The sequence below is a fragment of the Limoniibacter endophyticus genome, assembly GCF_014652835.1.
Lineage (GTDB): Bacteria > Pseudomonadota > Alphaproteobacteria > Rhizobiales > Rhizobiaceae > Limoniibacter > Limoniibacter endophyticus.
The window spans coordinates 80,967-101,361 of sequence record NZ_BMZO01000008.1 but is presented as its reverse complement, the minus strand read 5'-3'; the positions used below and the strand labels follow the sequence as shown (position 1 = coordinate 101,361).

Annotated in this window: 19 protein-coding genes; 8 read left to right on the top strand and 11 right to left on the bottom strand. The window is 57.4% G+C overall.

From position 1 onward, the window contains the following. Nucleotides 1-245 precede the first annotated feature (245 nt). Nucleotides 246-1,610, top strand: a complete 1,365-nt coding sequence (locus IE151_RS12475; protein WP_189490654.1) for a dicarboxylate/amino acid:cation symporter — start codon at nt 246-248, stop codon at nt 1,608-1,610. Nucleotides 1,611-1,975: 365 nt separating this feature from the next. Here IE151_RS12475 and IE151_RS12470 read toward each other — a convergent pair whose 3' ends face one another. Continuing rightward, on the bottom strand, nt 1,976-2,635 hold the full coding sequence (locus IE151_RS12470; protein WP_189490652.1) for a DapH/DapD/GlmU-related protein: 660 nt from the start codon (nt 2,633-2,635) through the stop codon (nt 1,976-1,978). Then, complete coding sequence (locus IE151_RS12465; RefSeq protein WP_189490650.1) at nt 2,632-3,111, bottom strand: CreA family protein; 480 nt, start codon at nt 3,109-3,111, stop codon at nt 2,632-2,634. Before IE151_RS12465 ends, IE151_RS12470 begins: the two co-directional genes overlap by 4 nt. A gap of 153 nt (nt 3,112-3,264) precedes the next feature. On the opposite strand from IE151_RS12465, the gene IE151_RS12460 reads away from it, so the two are divergent. From IE151_RS12460 to IE151_RS12450, 3 genes are read left to right on the top strand one after another with little or no spacing between them, the layout of a single operon-like run. After that, entirely contained in the window at nt 3,265-3,414 is a 150-nt protein-coding gene (locus IE151_RS12460; protein WP_189490648.1) for a hypothetical protein, read from the top strand. Nucleotides 3,415-3,434: 20 nt separating this feature from the next. Further along, nucleotides 3,435-4,022, top strand: coding sequence for an SCO family protein (locus IE151_RS12455; RefSeq protein WP_189490646.1), 588 nt, complete (start codon nt 3,435-3,437; stop codon nt 4,020-4,022). A gap of 29 nt (nt 4,023-4,051) precedes the next feature. Further along, nucleotides 4,052-4,942, top strand: a complete 891-nt coding sequence (locus tag IE151_RS12450; protein WP_189490645.1) for a 50S ribosomal protein L11 methyltransferase — start codon at nt 4,052-4,054, stop codon at nt 4,940-4,942. A gap of 23 nt (nt 4,943-4,965) precedes the next feature. Here the strand turns inward: IE151_RS12450 and IE151_RS12445 are convergent, their stop codons facing one another. Next, complete coding sequence (locus IE151_RS12445; protein ID WP_189490643.1) at nt 4,966-5,838, bottom strand: AraC family transcriptional regulator; 873 nt, start codon at nt 5,836-5,838, stop codon at nt 4,966-4,968. A gap of 141 nt (nt 5,839-5,979) precedes the next feature. Here IE151_RS12445 and IE151_RS12440 point away from each other — a divergent pair, with 141 nt between their 5' ends. Then, nucleotides 5,980-6,732 (top strand): SDR family NAD(P)-dependent oxidoreductase, encoded by a 753-nt coding sequence (locus IE151_RS12440; RefSeq protein WP_189490641.1) that lies wholly within the window; start codon nt 5,980-5,982, stop codon nt 6,730-6,732. A gap of 79 nt (nt 6,733-6,811) precedes the next feature. On the opposite strand, the gene IE151_RS12435 is transcribed toward IE151_RS12440, so the two are convergent. Further along, nucleotides 6,812-6,991 (bottom strand): hypothetical protein, encoded by a 180-nt coding sequence (locus IE151_RS12435; RefSeq protein ID WP_189490639.1) that lies wholly within the window; start codon nt 6,989-6,991, stop codon nt 6,812-6,814. A 331-nt stretch (nt 6,992-7,322) separates the two neighbouring features. Here IE151_RS12435 and IE151_RS12430 point away from each other — a divergent pair, with 331 nt between their 5' ends. Further along, a complete protein-coding gene (locus tag IE151_RS12430; protein ID WP_189490637.1) occupies nt 7,323-9,155 on the top strand; it encodes an aminopeptidase P family protein in 1,833 nt (610 codons plus the stop codon). Between the two features lie 41 nt (nt 9,156-9,196). Here the strand turns inward: IE151_RS12430 and IE151_RS12425 are convergent, their stop codons facing one another. From IE151_RS12425 to ligA, 4 genes are all read right to left on the bottom strand, one after another. Next, on the bottom strand, nt 9,197-10,312 hold the full coding sequence (locus IE151_RS12425) for a metallophosphoesterase (RefSeq protein WP_244636739.1): 1,116 nt from the start codon (nt 10,310-10,312) through the stop codon (nt 9,197-9,199). Nucleotides 10,313-10,410: 98 nt separating this feature from the next. Next, nucleotides 10,411-10,716, bottom strand: a complete 306-nt coding sequence (locus IE151_RS12420; RefSeq protein WP_244636738.1) for an AzlD family protein — start codon at nt 10,714-10,716, stop codon at nt 10,411-10,413. Further along, a complete protein-coding gene (locus tag IE151_RS12415) occupies nt 10,713-11,501 on the bottom strand; it encodes an AzlC family ABC transporter permease (protein WP_382344728.1) in 789 nt (262 codons plus the stop codon). The genes IE151_RS12420 and IE151_RS12415 overlap by 4 nt, the downstream gene beginning before the upstream one ends. A gap of 192 nt (nt 11,502-11,693) precedes the next feature. Further along, entirely contained in the window at nt 11,694-13,862 is a 2,169-nt protein-coding gene (gene ligA, locus IE151_RS12410; RefSeq protein WP_189490636.1) for an NAD-dependent DNA ligase LigA, read from the bottom strand. A gap of 839 nt (nt 13,863-14,701) precedes the next feature. Here ligA and IE151_RS12405 point away from each other — a divergent pair. Next, a complete protein-coding gene (locus IE151_RS12405) occupies nt 14,702-15,334 on the top strand; it encodes a hypothetical protein (protein ID WP_189490634.1) in 633 nt (210 codons plus the stop codon). Nucleotides 15,335-15,355: 21 nt separating this feature from the next. On the opposite strand, the gene recN is transcribed toward IE151_RS12405, so the two are convergent. The 3 genes from recN to lpxC all read right to left on the bottom strand — a co-directional run bounded on the left by recN (nt 15,356) and on the right by lpxC (nt 18,935). Further along, a complete protein-coding gene (gene recN / locus IE151_RS12400; protein ID WP_189490631.1) occupies nt 15,356-17,023 on the bottom strand; it encodes a DNA repair protein RecN in 1,668 nt (555 codons plus the stop codon). A gap of 9 nt (nt 17,024-17,032) precedes the next feature. Beyond that, nucleotides 17,033-17,875: an outer membrane protein assembly factor BamD gene (locus tag IE151_RS12395; protein ID WP_382344735.1), complete on the bottom strand. Its 843-nt coding sequence runs from the start codon at nt 17,873-17,875 to the stop codon at nt 17,033-17,035. Between the two features lie 154 nt (nt 17,876-18,029). Then, the gene (gene lpxC, locus IE151_RS12390; RefSeq protein WP_189490627.1) at nt 18,030-18,935 is read right to left on the bottom strand and encodes a UDP-3-O-acyl-N-acetylglucosamine deacetylase; all 906 of its coding nucleotides are present in this window, start codon (nt 18,933-18,935) and stop codon (nt 18,030-18,032) included. A 152-nt stretch (nt 18,936-19,087) separates the two neighbouring features. On the opposite strand from lpxC, the gene IE151_RS12385 reads away from it, so the two are divergent. Then, a complete protein-coding gene (locus IE151_RS12385; protein WP_189490625.1) occupies nt 19,088-20,284 on the top strand; it encodes a hypothetical protein in 1,197 nt (398 codons plus the stop codon). Nucleotides 20,285-20,395: the final 111 nt, after the last annotated feature.

The window sequence follows — 20,395 nt, the reverse complement described above, 5'->3', positions numbered from 1 at the left end:
GATGGGTCTTATGCAAACTGTTAAGTCGAGAAACATTTTGTAACTTGCTGGAAAATGGTGGCTGACTTGGAATTTATTTCCAGTAAATAGAGGTCGCGCAGAACTAAAACCTCTGCGGCGCATTTCTCACGCAAGCGCATCTCTTAAAACGTAAACGAATATCTTTATTCTTGAGCCATCGGAGCGAGGGTGCGCGCAGGCAATTGCGAGCGTCCTCGCTTTATGCATTGGAAAGAGAATTAGCCATGTCACAGGCAACGCCTTCCCCCACCCCTTCGAGCCATAAACCTTTCTATCGTAACTTCGGCTTCCAGGTCTTGTCCGCAATGGTCATCGGCCTTCTGCTTGGGCTCATCGCTCGCAACATGGGCCCCGATGTCGCGGGTAATCCAAACTGGCTGTCGGTCACCTTGCAGACTATCGGCACCATCTTCGTGCAGCTTCTGCGCGCGCTGGTTCCCCCATTGATCTTCACCGCCATCGTCGCATCCATCGCTAATCTGCGGAACCTGACCAACGCCGCCAAGCTGGTCTGGCAGACCCTGCTCTGGTTTGCGATCACTGCCCTCATTGCCGTGGTCATCGGCATCGTACTCGGCCTCGTCATCCAACCCGGCCTCAATACCGCGATTACTGAAACTGCTGCCCGCGCGCCCGCATCCACCGGCTCGTGGCTGGACTTCCTGAAAGGCCTCGTCCCCGCCAACGTGCTTGGCCTTGAAGCCTCGACGCGCATTACGGATGGTTCGGCCAGCACCTCGCTGAACTTCAACGTCCTGCAACTTCTCGTGGTCTCTATCGCTTTCGGCGTCGCAGCACTCAAGGCCGGTAAAGCGGCAGAAACCTTCCTCGCCTTCAACCAGTCGCTTCTTGCCATTGTGCGCAAGATCCTCTGGTGGGTCATCCGCCTGACACCGATCGGCACCATCGGCCTGCTCGGCCGCGCCGTCGACCAATATGGCTGGACCACGCTTTCACAACTCGGCTGGTATGCGGCGGCCATCTATATTGGCCTCGCCCTCGTGCTCTTCGTCGTCTACCCGGTGCTCCTTCTTGCGCATGGGCTCAAGCCGGCGCGATTCTTTGCAGGTGCATGGCCGGCGATCCAGCTCGCCTTCGTCTCGCGTTCCTCCATCGGCACCCTGCCCGTCACGGAAACCATAACCGAAAAGAGCCTGGGCGTGCCGCGCGAATATGCCGCCTTCTCCGTGCCGCTGGGTGCGACCACGAAGATGGACGGCTGCGCCGCCATCTATCCAGCTATTTCGGCGATCTTCATCGCACAGTTCTTCGGCGTGCCACTCGGCATCCAGGAATATGTGCTGATCGTCTTCGTTTCGGTGCTTGGATCAGCCGCAACCGCAGGCCTCACAGGCGCAGTCGTCATGCTGACGCTGACCCTCTCGACCCTCGGTCTGCCGCTTGAAGGGGTGGGTCTATTGCTGGCCATCGATCCGATCCTCGACATGGGCCGAACTGCGGTCAATGTTGCGGGTCAGGCGCTGGTACCAACTATCGTTGCCAAGCGCGAGGGCATCCTGAACGAAGCCATCTATGATACCGTGAAGGACATCGACGCCCTGGATCAGGGTGACACCGCTCCTGCTTGATTGCAAAGACAGGATCGACCGAGCCGCCCGAAAAAATTGCAGGATAGGCAACCGAACGGTTTTCTCAAAGGAACCGTTCGGACAAGATCAGAGCTGCAACCCGCATTCGCATTGGCACGATAGGACGGAATACCGCTTTTCCAGAAATCCACTATTCGTGAGAGGAAAAATGTGCGGAAGGCGACACTATAGGTAAATTTCACAACCGTAGGTGATCGCTATTTACAAATCTTAAGTTGTAAATTACAACCATAAGCGCAGTACCGCACTGCACCGCGCCGCCACGCGGTTTACTGCAGCCTCTCCCCATCCCCTTGTACCCCAGTAAAGGGAGAGGCTGCTTTTTATCCGGCGCTGAAATTGCATCAAGGTGCGATTACCGTTTCCCATCGTTCCAGAAACTGCTCGATTTCGAGGTGTTGCATATCCTCAATCGCTTCAAAGAGTTTCTCCTTCGGCCAGTCCCACCAAGCCATTCCCTCGATCCGTTGTGCGATCTGGAGGGGAAAACGCTGGCGCAGCACTCTGGCGGGAACACCAGCCACCACGGCGTAAGGCGCCACATCCTTCGTCACCACCGCATTGGCACCCACCACTGCCCCATTGCCGATCGTCACGCCGGGCATGATCACTGCACCATGGCCGATCCAGACGTCGTTACCGATGGTGACACGCTTTGCCTGCCGTTGCTGCCGCACCGTCTGATCGACCGGGAGAAAGCGGAAATACTCGTTCGGACGATAACTCACTTTGTGCGTCGTCACCCGGTCCATCGGATGTTCGAGCGCATTGATCCGCACATTGGCGGCAATCGAGCAGAACTTGCCTATGTCAGCATAAATCGCCTCGCCGTGCCGCTCGAAATAGGTGAAGGTACCGACCGTCACATCCCGCAGGATCACTCGCTCACCTATCACGACATAAGGTGCAAGTTTCGATTGCTTCAACTGGGCCGTGGGATGAAACCGGGGTGCGGGATCGCGATAGCGGAGCGCTTCGTTGTGCTCGTCATCCTCATCGCTCATTGCGGCTCATCCTTGATCCATTCGACCGTCTGGCCATAAAGGGGAACGGTCGTCACGCCCATCTTGGCCGACCCGTCCTGCACCTGCCGCGAATGGGAAAGGTAGATCAGCGTCCTGTTCGCCTTGTCATAGATGCGATTCACCACCTGCTCCTTCCAGATCAGCGACAGTCCCTGGCGGAACACCTCCTCGCCATCCCTGGAAAGATCAATGTCTCCTATGACGAGCGGCCCGGTTTGACGGCACGAAATCGAACTGTCGGAAGGATCTTCGAACCAGTTGCCTTTTTGAAATCGGTCGATCAACCCTCGATTGAAATAGGAGACATGGCACGTCACGCCCTGCACGAGCGGATCATGGAAAGCCTCCACTACTATGTCATTGCCGAGCCAGTCGACGCCAACCTTGCCAACCTCCTCGGCATGCGCCTGAACCGCCCCCGCAAGAAGCATAGGCATAACGAGAAACCAACGCATATACGCTCTCCAGCAACTAATCGCTCTTGTTTCCAACACGTGGCCCGCCCCTTCCATGAAAGCAAGTATGGAAGCGTCCTTGCGCACAGCGTCGTGATGCCGCGCATACGCTTTTCCCTTGGCGTAGCATTCCCATGGCCTTAAACTCACTACATGCGTTTAACCTTGATCCATGTCTGCATTCTGTCCGGTGGCACCGTACTTCTTGCCGCTGCGACAGGATTTGCATTTGCCGGCTGGCTTGAGCACGGTGCGCAGATCTTTCTGGTTGCGGCAGAAAACGGCCTCTCCTGGTGCTTCTAATTCGAGTGTGAAATTCTCCCATGATCCGCACCATCCTGTTTGCCCTGCTCTTCCTCATCGCCGCCGGTGTCGGTTATCTTTCATTTCAATGGTACAGGATGCAGCAGAACACGCAGGTCGCCTCCTACGGTGCGCCCTTCACCTTGATCGACCAGAACGGCCAGCCTTTCACGCAGGATGATCTCAACACCAAACCATCGGCCCTCTTCTTCGGTTTTACCCATTGTCCGCAGATTTGCCCGACGACGCTTTACGAGCTGACTGCCCTGGCAGAGCAACTCGGGACAGACGCCGAAAAGCTGCAAACCGTCTTCGTCACGGTTGATCCGGAACGTGATACGCCAGAGGTCATGAAGCTTTATCTCTCCAACGTCTCCGCGCGCACCATCGGGTTGTCCGGCAAGCCGGAAGACGTCATGGCCATGACCAAGGCTTATGGCATCTATTCCAAGAAGGTCCCGCTCGACGATGGCGACTACACGATGGATCATACCGCCTCTGTCATCCTTCTGGACGGTAATGGCGACTTCTTCGGCACCATCGCCTACGAAGAAAATACGCAGACGGCGCTTGCCAAGCTCCAGCGTCTTGTCGCAAAAGGCAGCTGATTTTTCATCTTCCCCAAAGGATAATCCCCATGAGCGCCGACGATACGCGCCAGACCCGCCTGCATTTCGAGATGCAGGGCCCTCAGGCCAAGGCAGCCTACGCGGCGATCGAAGCCATTTTCGAGGATGACGGCCTTCCCGTTGCAATCATCGAGATAGACGAGGAGGAAGATCGCCACGAGCTTTCCATCTATGTGCTGGGCGATACGGCCGATGCCGAAGCCAAGATCATGCAGGCAATCTCCAGCGTAACGACCCACGCCCTCGCGATCGAACACGAAGTGCTGCCGGACGTAGATTGGGTCACGCTCTCGCTCGAAGGCCTGAAGCCTGTCCGCGCCGGCAATTTCGTCATCCATGGCGCGCATGATCGCGACAAGCTGGAAGAAGGCGATATAGGCATAGAGATCGAAGCGGGTCAGGCCTTCGGCACAGGGCACCACGGCACAACCTCGGGGTGCCTCGATCTCATCTGGGAGATCATGCATGAAGCCAGGCCCGGAAACGCACTCGATCTGGGAACCGGCAGCGCCGTCCTGGCCATCGCAATTGCGAAAATTTCCGACATTCCCGTCCTGGCAACCGATATAGATCCGGTCGCAACGAAGGTGGCTGCTGAAAATGTGGCACTCAACGGCGTCTCTTCTCACGTCGATTGCGTCACCGCGGAAGGTTTCGGCCATCCGGTCTTTACTGAAAAAGGTCCGTTCGATCTGATTGTGGCAAATATCCTGGCCGGCCCTCTCACCGCCCTTGCTCCTGAACTTTATGCGCAAAGCGCGTCCGGGGGTCATATCATCCTCTCCGGCATCCTCGACCGCCAGGGCGACGGCGTCCGCTCCGCCTATGAAAGAGCTGGCTTCACCGAAGTGAAAAACCTTCCCCGCGGCGAATGGGTCTCTTTCCTGATGCGGAAGTGACTCCTTGCCCCCGCCCTAACGGCTCATCCTCGCGTTTCGCTAGGTGCCATGCCATAGGCGCGGCGGTAATCGCGACTAAACTGCGTCGGACTTTCGTAACCGACTCCGAAAGCGACGGAGGAAACGGGTTCGCTGCCTTGTGTCAGACGTCGCCGCGCTTCGAACAGCCGCAGCGCCTTCTGATATTGCAGCGGCGAAGTAGCCGTGACCTCGCGGAAATGAGCGTGGAAACTGGACTCGCTCATGCCGGCGATGCGCGCAAGCTCTCCCAATCGGATAGTCGCGTCCCAATGATTGCGGATATGGGTGATAGACTTGGCAATACGGCTTGCCGTGCTGTCGAGGCGCATCAGCTGGCGCGCCATTGCGCCATGCCGCGAAAGAAGCACGCGAAAATGCAGTTCGCGCCAGGTTGACTGGAGAAGCACGCGTCGCTCGAGCGGCTTGTCGACCATGTCGAGCAACCGGCGAATTACGTCGGTCATCTCATGCCCTGCCGCGCCAGCAGCTACGGCTTGCGCAGCTTCGATCTCCTGTTGCTCGATCTCGGCATAGAGTGAGCGCAGAATGTCGAGGTCAAGCACCGCAGCGATGGCCACATAAGGCTTTTCAGGTTCCGCCCGTACGATACGCGCGGGGGCTATGACCTCGTGCGTGACGATCGCCGTCTCGTCCTGCGAAAACAGGACGCTGCGATCTCCATAGATAATTTCTTTCGCCCCTTGGAGAACCAGGCAGATCATGGGCTGGTATAGCGTAGGCTCTATGGCAGAGGGCTCGTGCGAACGCACAATGGTCAGGCCATCAATACAGGTGCCGAAAGGAACGCCGACGTAAGGCTTTTCACCCACGAGAGTGAGACAACGGTCGAGCAGGGAAAGGTTTGCGTTCGTCATTCCTCCTTTTATACCAATCCCGAAGCCTACGCGTCAAAAATTCACACGACTGGAGGATCGTGCAAGTCTCTCGGAGAAATCGGCAGGCATCATATGCTGGCATGGAAGATAGTGGGAACATCCGAACGAAAGGATTCTCCAATGACGATCGCATTGATTACCGGCGCCAGCCGCGGGCTTGGCAAGAGTTCTGCCCTTCATCTCGCGAGAGCAGGCATCGATATTGTACTTACCTACCAGACCAACGCCGAGAAGGCGCAGGAAGTGGTCGACGCCATACGCGCCGAAGGTCGGAAAGCTGCAGCTCTTCAACTCGACACGGGCAAGGTAGCGACCTTTGCATCCTTCCAGCGCAGCTTTGCCGAGCTCCTGCAAAAGGAATGGGGTCGCTCGAACTTCGATATTCTGCTCAACAATGCTGGCCATGGCGTCTTCAGGCCATTCGCCGAGACGACGGAAGAGGAGTTCGACACGCTAGCCAACGTCCATCTGAAGGGCGTATTCTTCCTGACCCAGACGCTTGCGCCAATGATCGAGGATGGCGGGCGCATTCTAAACGTCTCCTCCGGCCTAGCACGCTTTTCACTCCCCGGATATGCGGCGTACGCTACGATGAAGGGAGGCGTCGAGACGCTCACCCGCTATCTCGCCAAGGAGCTGGGACCACGCAGGATCGCCGTCAATGTAGTCGCTCCCGGGGCAACTGAAACCGATTTCGGCGATGGCGCCGTGCGCGACATTCCGGATCTCAATCGCCATATTGCCAGCACCGTTGCCATGGGACGCGCGGGACTGCCCGACGACATCGGCGGCGCGATTGCAGCATTTCTGGCCGGTGAAACCGGCTGGATGACCGGCCAGCGTATCGAGGTATCCGGCGGCCAGAACCTTTAAGATCCAGCGCAAAAAAAGCGCCGCACGTCCCTCGGACATGCGGCGCTTTTGAACTTCGACTGGAATGCCGAAGCGAAAATCAGATCATGTAGGACACAGGACGCTTGGAAAGGTCACTACGGCTATAGCCATAGGAGCGAAGCGTCGCATCATCCAGATTAAGAAGCGCACCATGAACATAGCGCTCTGCCTGACGCTCGCGGGCGTTCATCAGGGCATGTACTGCGCTTGAGAAGAAATTGCGTGCCTTGGCTGCCATTGTCGCTCTCCTGAGGATCATGCCAGCACCGTCGCAAATGCGCCTATCGCATCTCTCTGCCGCCGCTGGCGAAAAACAAATCCGGAATATCCGGTCATTGCACTGCTTTTCATGTCCTCCCGGCATTCAGGCTTTCGCCCTTCCGCCACGCCATAAAGGTAAGCTTTACTGACCTATATAAGAAGTGCGTTTTTTGCACGGCAGCCCATTCTTTTTGCACTGCCATTGCTTTAAGCAGGTGACGAACAGCTGTGAGGAAGGCGAGTTGAATCTCGCCAGATGAAATCGGCTGCGCTACAAAGCCAGCAGATAAATTTGGAGGGTTAGAAGCATGTTCCAGTCATTTGAGGCGAAAAGCGATGGTTCCCAGCAAGGACCGCGCATCGCCAAGCTTCGCAAATGGCTAGCTTCAAAGAATCTCGATGGTTTCATCGTACCACGCGGCGATGAGCATCAGGGGGAATATGTCGCCGATCGCTCTGAGCGTCTGCGTTGGCTTACCAGTTTCTCCGGCTCGGCGGGGGCGGCTCTGATCTGGCAGGATGCAGCCCAGCTTTTTGTCGATGGCCGCTATACGCTGCAAGCGCAGCAACAGGCCGACAGCACGATCTTCACCATCGAAAGCCTGGTCGATAGGCCACCGCATGTGTGGCTTGCTGAGAACGGCCAGTCGGGCAAAAAACTCGCCTACGACCCGTGGCTGCACACGATCTCCGAAATTCGCGCTTTGCGCAATGGCGCCCGCACAAGCGGCGTCGAGTTGATAGCCCTCGATGAGAACCCGATCGACGCCATATGGTCTGACCAGCCACCGCATCCGCTCGGTCTTGTCACCATTCAGCCGGAAGCCTTCGCAGGAGAACTCGCACGCGACAAGATCGCGCGCATGGGCAAGGCCCTCAGCGCCAAAGGTGCAACACATGCGGTGTTGACTGACCCGTCATCGACCGCCTGGACCTTCAACATTCGCGGTTCCGACGTTCCGCATACACCGCTTCCCCTCTCTTTTACCGTGTTGAAAGCTGATGGAGAGCCGCTGCTCTTCCTCGACAAGCGCAAGCTGGAACGTGAAACGGAAGCCTATCTGACCCAGCTCGGCTCGATCCGTGCGCCCGGCGATCTCGAAGAAGCGCTTTCGCGGATTGCCGCAGAAGGCGCAAAAGTAGCCCTGGACCCGGTTCTGGCTGCGGAAAAGCTTCGCCTCATCATCGAGGCGGCCGGCGGCGAAGTGATCGAAATGCCTGATCCGGCCCGTCTGCCCCGCGCCATCAAAAATGCCGCTGAAATTGAAGGAAGCCGTGCCGCCCACCGCCGCGATGGCGTGGCTGTCACCACCTTTTTGGCCTGGCTCGATGCGCAGGACCCGGAAACACTAGACGAAATCAAGATCGTCGAGCAGTTGGAGCGCACCCGTGCGAGCGTCGGCGAAAGTTTCCAGATGCCGCTCAAGGACGTCTCCTTCGATACGATCGCCGGAGCTGGCGAGAACGGCGCGATCATGCATTATCGCGTTACTACCGCGTCCAATCGAAAGGTCGTCAGGAACGAGCTGTTCCTTGTCGATTCCGGCGCTCAATACCAGGATGGCACGACCGATATCACCCGCACGATCATTCTTGGTGAGCCCACCGGCGAAATGCGCCAGCGCTATACGCTGGTTATCAAGGGGCTGATCGCCATTTCGCTCGCGCGCTTCCCGTCCGGCACACGCGGTTGCGATCTCGATGCTTTCGCCCGCCATGCGCTGTGGCAACATGGCCTAGACTTTGCCCACGGCACCGGCCACGGTGTGGGTTCCTACCTTTCTGTGCATGAAGGGCCGCAGCGTCTGGCCAAGACTGGCACCGAACCGCTCAAGGCAGGCATGATCCTTTCCAACGAACCTGGTTATTACAAGAACGGCCATTACGGGATTCGCCTGGAGAATCTAATCGTCGTGACGAAGGCCGAGCAGCTCGAGGGCGGCGATATTGCCATGCACGGCTTCGAGACTCTGACTCTTGCGCCCTTCGATCGCCGCCTGATCGACGTTTCTTTGCTGGCGAAGCACGAGCTTGACTGGCTCAATGCTTATCATGCCCGCGTACGCTCCGAAATCGGCGCGGCGATCACGGAAGATGCAGCAACGCTCGCGTGGCTTGAACAAGCAACCGCACCGTTTTGATCCAAAAATGCTCGCCAGCGAATATGCGGGCGAGCATTTTGTCAGCGACGCCGCAAAGTGATGACCGTCAGCTCGGAAGGTACACCGAGCCGCAGTGCAAAGCCGATCCATAGCGCTGTGCCATTGTTGACATAGAGCTGCATTCCATCAACGTCATACATTCCCGACACGAAGCCGTTGTTGAACCGGGCGATCAATCGGTCAAACCCTATGATCATTCCGCCATGCGTGTGGCCTGAAAGTTGTAGCGCCGCTCCCTTCTCTGCACCGAGCCTTGCGTCGCGCGGCTGGTGATTGAGCAGGATTACCGGGGCGCCTGGCGGCAGATCGGCAAATGCAGCCTCGAAATCCGGCCCCGGCCGGTCAAACCGTGTTGCGGCCAGATCATTGACACCCGCCAGAACCAGCTTTGCCTCACCGCGCGAAAGCACGATATTGCCGTTCGCGATAGTGTGCATGCCAAGTTCCTGGTAATGCCGCATCCAGGTATCGTGATCGAAATAATATTCATGATTGCCGGGAATGGCGAAAACGCCATCCTTCGCACTAAGCTTGGCAAGCGGTGCTACGTCCTTCTGTCGCGCCTGCAATGTCCCGTCAATGAGATCTCCGGTGATGACGATGAGATCTGCATCCTGCGCATTGGCTTTTGCCACTGTTTCTTCCACCCACGGAGCCTGAAACAGCCGGCTTATATGCAGATCGGTAAGCTGGATCAGACGGTAACCGTCGAATTCCCGCGGCAGATCCTTGATCGCGATCTCGATTTCCTTGACCGGCGGCACGCGGATCGCCTGGCTGACGGCAAAAGCCGCGAGTGCAAGTGCGACAACGCCCAGACCATAGCGCAGCTTTGCCGAAACCAGGAAATGCCCGCGCCTGAACAGTGCAAGTGCGAGAAGGCCAAGGTCGAGAACAAGCTGGAAACCCGCCAGCAGCAGGATACTCCCCGCCAGCCAGTTAACCGCAATCATCATGCCCCGCGGCACCTCCGGCGAAAACATCGTGCCGAAAACCAGAAGACTGATGAAGCTGTGTTGAAAGACGATCATCAACACGACCGAAAGCCCGAGCTTCACCCAGCGCGGCCAGGGCAAAGGCAGAATGAAACGGGAAATGACGTAGAGGCAGAGGAGCGCGCGGACGAAGTGTGACAATCGAAAGCTCTAAACTATAAATGTACAGACGAGGAAGGCTGCACGCTTATAACTCAAGATGAACCGAAGAAATATGAATACGCTTCACTTCTTCGGGATCAGCCTATGAGATGGCGCAGGACGATCAAGGTCAGCAAGGCCGTGGTCACGGCGGTCAGCAGCCCGACCCGGATAGACACAACGGTCGCGACCGCGAAGGCGGCCAACTCCGCGATGCCTGCTGTAAGCAGAGAGGGCGCAACGAGCGTTGTCAGAACTGCCGACGGCACGGCATCCAGCCCTGCCTGCACACGCGGGTGAACCTTGTCGAAACGCGAAAGAACGAGGTGCCCGCCAATGCGGGTAAAGTAGGTGACGACTGCCGATGCAAGGATGATAAGGATCAGGCGCATTTCTTCGTTCATAGCGTCGTCTCCTCTTCGGCCAAGTTCTCCCGCACAATCTCTTCCGGGATTTTTCTCTGTTGCTTCGCCGGCGCCATCATGGCTGCAAGGATGATGCCTGCCATGGCGCCAATCGATACATGCCAGGGAGAGCCCACCCAATTGTAGGCAAGCATTGAAACGACGCCGCTGCACAGCACTACCGGCGCCCAGTTACGACGATGCCGGAAGGCAAGCACCATAGTGAGGAAGTAGATGGCGAGCAGGTAATCCAGTCCGTAAGTATGCGCATCGGGGAGGCTGCGGCCAACTAGCGTGCCAAGCCAGGTGGCAACGACCCAATTCACATACATCGTCCCGCCCAGACCGAGATACCAGGCGAAAGTAACGGGCAGGCCCCGCTCGCGCTTCTTTTCCGATTCTGCGTATTGCGGATCAACGAGAAGCCCGAAGCCCAGCGCCTGCTTCCACAAGGGCCACTTGTCCAAGGCAGGGCCAAGTGCTGCTGAATAAAGCACATGCCGGAAATTGACGGCAAAGACGGAAAGCACGATGAGCCAGGCCGGCACTGTGCCATTGAACAATTCGATACCAACCATCTGGCTGGCACCCGCATAGATCAGGCCACTCATCAGAACGGCATGCGTTGCGCTCAAACCCTGGCTGACGGCAAGTGCTCCGAACAGCGCGCCGAACGGTGCGATGGAAATGCAGAGCGGCAATGACAGGCGAACGCCCGCCATAAACTGCTGGAGAGGTGTTTCGGACGTTCCGGAGACTGTCGCTGCGTCTTGTGGCGAGCGCATGAATGGCCTTCATAGTATCGAAAAGGATGCCTCGTTTCCGATGCATCCTAGAACTGGATATCTGCTCTTGCGTTAAAGCTGCGGCTCTGTCCACGCGCGATTGCCGAGATTAGAGCCACATGGCGCAAGCTGTCACATGAATTTCTCTGAAGCACAATGTGAAGCCGCCTTAATCGCTTGGTCCAGCACCCTTTATGCTTCGCCCACCAGCGTGAACCAGTCATCTTCCGAAATAACGTCTATGCCGAGTTCTGTTGCCGCCTTGAGCTTGGATCCGGCTCCCGGCCCCGCCACCACGAGATCCGTCTTCTTCGATACCGATCCCGAAACCTTGGCTCCGAAACGTTCGGCCATAGCTTTTGCCTCGTCTCTGGACATGCGTTCGAGCGATCCGGTAAAGACGATGGTCTTGCCTGTTACATTCGTCTGCCTGGTCTCAGCCGGCTTTTCGTCCAGCGGAGTGACCTCCGCGAGGAGAGCATCGAGAGCCTGACGATTATGCTCCTCGGCGAAGAAAGCGACGAGCGCCTCGGCAACAACCGAGCCAATGCCTTCAACGGCAAGTATATCGTTCCAGGTTTCGTTGCCCTTGTCTTTTGGGTCGGTCGGCGCTTGCGCGGCTTCCGCTGCTGCGCGCAACTTGGCGAAGCTGCCATACGCACGCGCAAGGCGCTTCGCGTTCGTCTCGCCGATGTGGCGGATGCCAAGCGCGAAAAGGAAGCGTGAAAATGCAATCTCCCGCCGCCCATCGATGGCGTCGAGTAATTTTTTCGCAGAAACCGGGCCGTAGCCTTCGGTTTTTTCGAGCTTTTGCATCGATCCTTCCAGCGTTGCAGGAAGCGCTTCCTGTCGCTTGCGAAGCGTGAAGATATCGGCAGGCGCCTTGATCTTCAGAGCCGGATTGTCTGTGCGGTAGAAATAATCAATCTGCTTTTCTCCCAAGCCCTCGATGTCAAAGGCATTGCGGGAGACGAAATGGCGCATGCGCTCCACCGCTTGTGCATCACAGGTCAGCCCACCGGTACAGCGCCACACCGCTTCGCCTTCCTCGCGCACCGCCTGCGAGTCGCAGATCGGACACTCATGCGGGAACTGATAAGGCTCCGAATGCGCCGCACGCTTCTCCGGCACAATGTCGAGAATTTGCGGGATCACATCGCCCGCCCGTTGAACGATGACCGTATCGCCGACGCGAATGTCCCGTCCCTCACGCAAGGGCTCGCCGTTGAGGCCGATACCCTTGATATAGTCTTCATTGTGCAAGGTAGCATTGGTAACGACCACGCCGCCGACATTGATCGGTTCAAGCCGCGCCACGGGCGTCATGGCACCGGTGCGGCCCACCTGGATATCGATCGCTGTGAGGACTGTCATCGCCTTTTCTGCTGGGAACTTGTGCGCCGTTGCCCAACGCGGACTGCGCGAACGAAAGCCGAGGCGTTCCTGCAAGGCAAGATCATTTACCTTATAGACCACACCATCAATGTCATAAGGAAGTTCGGCGCGCTTCTCTTCGATCAGGTGGTAATGAGCGAGCACCTCTTCCACCGTCTTGCAAAGCTTCATTTCCTCGTTGACCGTGAAGCCCCAGTCGCGAAACCGCTGCACGACCTCGTATTGCGTCTTGCCGAGCGGCTCGGAGGCGTCGCCCCAGGCATATGCGAAAAAACGCAGGGGACGCGACCGCGTGATTTCGGGATCGAGCTGGCGGAGGCTGCCAGCCGCCGCATTACGGGGATTGGCGAAGACGCGCCCTGATGCAGCCATACGTTCATTGAGCTTCATGAAATCATCGCGGGCCATATAAACTTCGCCGCGCACTTCCACCACCTGCGGGAAGTTCCCTTCGAGATGAGCGGGAATGTCATCAATCGTCAGCACGTTCTGCGTCACGTTTTCTCCGGTCGAGCCATCGCCGCGCGTTGCGGCAGTCAAGAGCTTGCCGTTTTCATAACGCAGCGACAGCGATAAACCGTCGATCTTCGGCTCCGCAGTAAATTCGGGGATTTGCGAGACGTTGAGGAACCGGCAGACGGAAGCCGCAAAATCGCGTACGTCTTCATCCGAAAACGTATTGTCGAGTGAAAGCATTGGGCGCACATGCTGCACCTTGCCGAATGCCGAGGACGGTACGGCGCCAACCTGTTGCGACGGAGAATCCTCGCGCTGCAATTCCGGATAATGCGCTTCGATTGCCGCATTGCGCTTCACCAGAATATCGAACTCGGCATCCGATATTTCAGGCGCATCCTTGCTATGATAGAGTTCGTTATGATGCGCGATTTCCTCGGCCAGCCGTTCCAGCTCGGCACGGGCCTCTTCGACTGTCAGCTCTTCAACGGGTTTCAGCGACTGGGCCATGTTCGTGCGCGCCTTTTTCTCATGCGATTCCGGCGGAGAGATTAGCCTAAAGGCGACGGGACGGGAACAAGCGCTGACGTGCCTTCCCCGACTGTGTTGAAACCAGGACGGATGTGTTCGACCGAAAGCAGCAGCTTTGCCCCGCAGCGGATTTCCGCGCGAGGGAGAAAGGCCAGGAGGTGATCGCCAATCCCTGGAAAGCATCCGGCTTCCCATGTTTGGCGATGAATGCGAGGGGGACATGAAGCCCGTCTCGGTATGCGGATGGATGAGGAAGTCGTGAGACAGGCCTCATGTTCGCTGCAAGGGAGCAAGCACCTCTCGTGCCCGACGGCGCCGCTTTTATTCATCCGGCTGCCCCCTTTCGCTCATGCCTGAACGATGAAGCGTTTCCTTTCCCCGCTCTGACCTGGGAAAAGGTGCCGGACGCGGTCACCCGCTTGCGTCCCGTACGTTGGTCCCGCTCAAGGCATGGGTGCGTGAAGCCCATGCAGTAGCGGCGTACGCCAGCGGCCCTTCCCTCAAGATCCGTCTGCGCAGACCAGAGCCCCTCGAGAAGTGCTGAGGACGATAATAAGCCAGGCTGCGGGGTGTGGGATAAATCGGCGCATGAACGACGGGATGAAGGCAGGATCTTCCCGCCTTTTCCTTTGAAACTATTGCGAAATATTTTCGCCCGCTCCGGCAAGGGCGAGAAATCCATCCACGCAATAGCGGCCCGCGCCTGCGCCAGACAGTCCTCTTTTGAAACCAGAAGCCCGTCAGCGCGGTTGCGCAGGTGGGGTACATGGTCCTCCGCCTACCGGTAACAGCACCCCCACCAATGAGAAGGAACGACGATGAATGAATGGCTGTCAACTTACGCACCGGTCATATCTGCGTTTGCAAGTCTCGGCACGTTGCTGATCTGGGGCGTTTATCTGCATATCTTCATGGTCAGCCATCAGCGCCAGGTCAAACCGATGATGCTTATCAATCGCGGTGAAGGTGACGGGCTGCAATCACGCTGTCTCGTCACCAACATGAGTCGCGATCCGATTTATATTCAAAGCGTACTCGTTCGTATCATGGCCGACGGCAAAGAACACCGAGCCTATATCACGGATGCCGAGGATATTCGCCAATCCGGCGACGCTACAGGCTGGCAGAGACTTACGAGACAAGGGCCATTGCCGCCCGGCACGATGGTCGACATGGGTGCATATGGCGGTATTCTTGATTATGCAGCGCGTGCCTGCTGCAAGGAAAAGAAATTCGAAGGCTCAAAGCTTGCAAAAGACACGAGCTTCATCGAATTCGTAATCCTGGGCGTCTATGGCTCCGAGGATCTGCTGATCGGCGCCTCGCGTGAATTCCATATTGAAGAGCGAAGCGATGCGTTAAAGCTGCGGGCGGTTACCGCCTTTACCCGTCAGATCACACGCTCCCGCGAACGCAAACACCTTTCCGCGGAATTACAGAATCAGCTCTGAACGTCACCTGAGCGAATAAGGTCAAACGCCCTCGGCGCTCAGAAGCCGCTCGGCGGCAGCTCTCGCCTCGTCGGTAACCGATGCACCGGAAAGCATACGCGCGATCTCTTCCTGACGCTGCGCACGATCCATGACGGCAACGCCGGTGGTGACCTTTTCCGCATTGCCTGCCTTGGAGATAAGGTAGTGCCTGGAAGCGCGCGCGGCGACTTGTGGAGCGTGCGTCACCGAAAGCACCTGGACACTTTCCGACAAACGCGCCAGACGCGCCCCGATGGCGTCGGCCACCGCTCCGCCGACGCCGGTATCGATTTCGTCGAATACAAGCGTAGGGGCTGAGCCGCGATCGGCCAGCGCCACTTTCAGCGCCAGCAAAAAGCGCGATAGTTCGCCGCCGGAGGCTACCTTCATCATCGGCCCTGGACGGGTGCCGGGATTGGTCTGCACCCAGAACTCGACCGTATCGATACCCTCTTCCTGCCGGTTTTGGGGGTCGGTCGCGATCTCGACGATGAAGCGGGCGCGCTCGAGTTTAAGAGCAGGCAGCTCCGCCATGACAGCAGTTTCGATCTGGGCAGCCGTCGCGCGGCGCAGGGCGGAAAGCTTCGCTGCCTTCTCATCATAGGCGCGCTTGGCTTCTCGTGCTTCCGCTTCCAGTTTGCCCAGGCGCTCTTCGCCAGCATCGAGATCGGCAAGATCACTTTCCATCCTGGTGCGTAATGCAGCAAGTTCCTCGACCTGAACGGAATGCTTGCGGGCTGCCGCACGCAAGGCAAACAGACGTTCCTCGGCTTTTTCGAGCCGCTGCGGATCAAACTCGCTGGCGCGCATCGCCACATCGACGGCCGACTGCGCTGTATCCAGGGCAATGAGAGCGGAATCGAGCGACTCGACCATCTCGCCAAGCAGCTCCGGCGCCTCCTCCACTTTACGCTGCAAGCGACGCAGCAGGCTGGCAAGTGCTGGAACGGGCGATGCATGGCCCGAGAGAACTTCCTGCGCGTCCTGAATGTCGGAAGCGGTCTTTTCAGCGCGCATCATAGCGGCTCGCTCTTCAGCAAGCTCTTCCTCCTCACCTGAAATGGGCGCCAGCTCTGCAAGTTCGGCAACGCAAGCTCGCAGATAGTCGGCTTCACGCGCTGCTTCCTCGACTTTCTTGCGATGACGGGTCAGGGCCGAAGCAGTTTCACGGTAATGGCGGAAAGCCTCGGACACGGCAAATACGTCGGCACGATAGGCGCCGAAAGCGTCGAGCAACATGCGATGAGCGCTGGCATCAACCAGCGCACGATCATCATGCTGGCCATGAATTTCGACCAGATGGCGACCAAGCTCGCGCATCAACGCAACGCTTGCCGCCTGATCGTTGACAAACACCCGTGTGCGACCGTCGGCCGATTGAACGCGGCGCAGAATAATATCGCCATCATGTTCAATTTCGTTTTCGGAAAGAAGCTTCCGCGCGCCATGATTCATCGGCACGTCGAATACGGCAGTCACCTGCCCCTGACTGGCGCCGTGACGCACCAAAGAAGCGTCGCCGCGCCCGCCGAGAGCGAGCGCGAGGGAATCGAGCAGGATGGATTTGCCGGCGCCGGTTTCGCCCGTCAGCACCGAGAGACCAGACTGAAAATCGATGTCCAGTCTTTCAATCAGAACAATGTCGCGGATCGAAAGATGGGCGAGCATGGATGGTGATCAGGCTCCGAACAGTTTGCCGGCCTTGGAAATCCACGACCCGGCGTTTTCACGCGGCTCCAATCCGTTCGACTGAAGCAGCTTGAAGGAATCCTTGTACCACTGACTGTCGGGATAATTGTGTCCGAGAACGGCCGCTGCCGTCTGGGCTTCCGATGTCAGGCCCATCGCATAATAAGATTCGACGAGCCGGGCGAGCGCCTCTTCAATGTGGCGCGTGTTTGAATATTGCTCAACGACGGTACGGAAGCGCTTGACGGCGGCGATATATTCGCGTCGTTCCTGATAATAGCGGCCGACCTGCATTTCCTTGCCGGCTAGCTGGTCGCGCGCGAAGCGGATCTTGGCCTGCGCGTCGGCGACATATTCGGAATCCGGCCAGCGCTGGACCAACTCTTCCATGGCAGCGATGGTCTGGCGAGATTCACGCTGGTCGCGCGTCACGTCCTGGATCTGCTTATGATAGGAAAGTCCGATGATATATTGCGCGTAGGCTGCGTCTTCATTGTTCGAATAGAGCGTAAGATAACGCTTGGCGGTGCCGATCGCGTCCTCATACTTGCCCATGCGATAGCTGGTGAACGCGTTCATGACGAGCGCACGACGCGCATATTCGGAGTAAGGATGCTGGCGATCGAGCGCCTGGAATTTCTTGGATGCTTCGTTGAGGCGACCTGCATTCAGATTAGCGAGGGCCTGATTATAAAGCACATCAGCAGGCTCGGTCGTTTCGACATAGGACGATAGATCGAGATCCTTCTCGGTCTGGCAGGCGGAAAGCAGTGCTGCAGCAGCCAGAAGCGATGCAGTCAAAGCCAGACGACCACGACGGCCCTTGTTCATTGCGAAAACGCTGCTCATCACTCGACAATTCCCTCTGCCGTCAGAATTCTTAAAGAAACGACGCATCGCATTAAACATAACATCGTTTATTCGGCAATCACATTGCCTCGCATTACCGCATTTTTGTGGCAAAGCAAAATCGTGCCATCTTTACTCAGGAAGATGGTCCCAAATCGACCGATACCTCCGCGCTACCCTTCGGAATATTGGCATTATCGACGAGTTCGAAGGCGGACGAATCGGCTATCAACGCACCAAGCGCAGCCGCATTGAGGGCATGTCCGCCTTTGTAGGAGCGGAAGCAACCGATGATCGGAAGGCCGGACAAGGCAAGATCGCCGATCGCGTCGAGCGTCTTGTGGCGAACGAACTCATCAGGAAAACGCAGTCCCTCCGGATTGAGGATGTCGTTGTCGGCACCGATACCAACACTGTTTTCAAGGGAGGAACCAAGCGCAAAGCCGCCTTCCCGCAATTTCTCGACATCGGCTGCAAAACCGAAGGTGCGTGCCGAAGCGATCTCCACGCGGAAAATCTCCGGTGTCAGATCAGCGGCGAAGGACTGGCGCCCGATGGCAGGCGAAGCGAAGTCAATCTCAATCTCGAAACGTCGCCCGTCATACGGCATGAATTCGCCGAAACTGTCGTTCTTTTCGACACGCACGTCTTTAAGCACGCGCAAAGCCCGGCGCGGCGCATCAAGCTGCGCAAGACCTGTTTCGTCGAATAGTTCGACGAAACAGAGGGCGGAACCATCAAGTATCGGCACTTCGCGCCCGTCTATGTCGATGGTCAGATTATCGATGCCCATGCCTGAAATCGCCGCCATAAGGTGTTCGATCGTCGCCACGAAGACGCCTGACATGTCGCCCAGCACCGTCGCCAGCGATGTTGCACCGACATTCTTTGAAACGGCCTGGAGTGCGACACCTTCAGGTGTACGAAAAACAATTCCTGTATTGGCTGCGCCTGGATGGAAGTGCAAGCTGGCTGGCCGACCAGAGTGTACGCCTATGCCCGAAATGCTGGCTGAGGCAGCCAAAGTCGTTTGTTTCGGCATGGTGCATGCTCCGGTTTAATGATGGCATTTGGCACAGGGCGAACCCGCCCGGCAACATAAAACTTAATGATAAAATCGACACAAATATCCTGCGAAAAAATCAATCTGCTCCCGCTACCATCGATATCGCCACAGTTTTGCGGGGGCATGAAATGGCAAAGCCAGACCTAGAGCAGGACGACGATACAGCAAGCTTCGAAGCCATCGAACGCGCGGTAAGCGTCCCCATATTTCGCGATGACATCCAGACGTTAGGGGCTCGTCTGGCGAGCGTCGACCTGACGAACTGGATGACGAGCGAGGGGAAATCGGTCCGTATCCTCATGAGCGGACATGGGCTGAGCGACTACGTTGCCAAAGCCGGCTCCGAGAAATGGTATCACATCGACGAAACCTTCGGTTGGTACTATATGCGCATTCTGATAGGCGACCAGCTGGTCACCGGAAGCGCCGCAGGCATCATCATCAAGAGCGGCATCGGAAGCCCGCTTTCGCTCACCTTCGAGTTCTACCTGGCGGAGCACACGGGAGAACAGCGACCGATCCCTCACCGCCGCCGGAACAGGCTCTGCATCGCGACAATCAGCGATGATGACCGTTTCGCAACGTCTATCGTTCAGTTCGCCATGGCAGTCGGTCCTGCGCCGGCGCTGGATCTGGCTGCCTTCACCCTGGACGAGACGAGCCCGACTGAGACGAGATGGACGATCCCGGCCTCGCGCCTCGTCACACTGTCGCACGAACAGGACGGCATTGTCATTCTTACGCGCCTCCTGACAACGGACACCGCTGAAATCGAAGACGAAGCGACTGCGGACTATGCTGAACAAGTCGAGGCGGACGAGGATCTTCAAGAAGAAGCGGATGAACCGAAGCATCTCTCTGCCACGGAAAAGAAACCGATGAAACGCGGCAGGGCACCGGCACCGGATGACGACACGACAACGCTCGCAAAGGATGAAGATGCGAAACCACAACCGAAGACCACGATATCCAATGGTGCCGAGAACAAAGACCGGCTGAAACCAAAGAATGCCACGGCTATCTTCAACGGCCGCAACTTTCAGGGCAAAGCCGTCGTTCGCGTCAAATGGGACGAGCCGCTGCAAACGCTGGGCAAGAATGATGACGGCCTTGCCATCATTGCCGATGTGATCGACGAGTTGAGTGACAACCAGGCACCTTGCCTCAAGATGGTCAATCGGGCAGACAATGTCATGGTCGACGGCGTGACGATCAAGGGCGGAATTTCCAAGATCCGTCTTCAGATCAGCGAAACGACGGCGGACGGAAAGGTTACGCTCGGCTTGAGCGAAGTTCTCGTTCCTATGAGCAAGGGCGGGAAGTGATCCGGTCGCCGCAAACAACCCACGTTTTGCAAGACGAAAAAGCACCGCGCCTCTGTCGAAGCACGGTGCTTTCTGGCGATAGGACGATTTTACCAGCTCACCCGGATAACA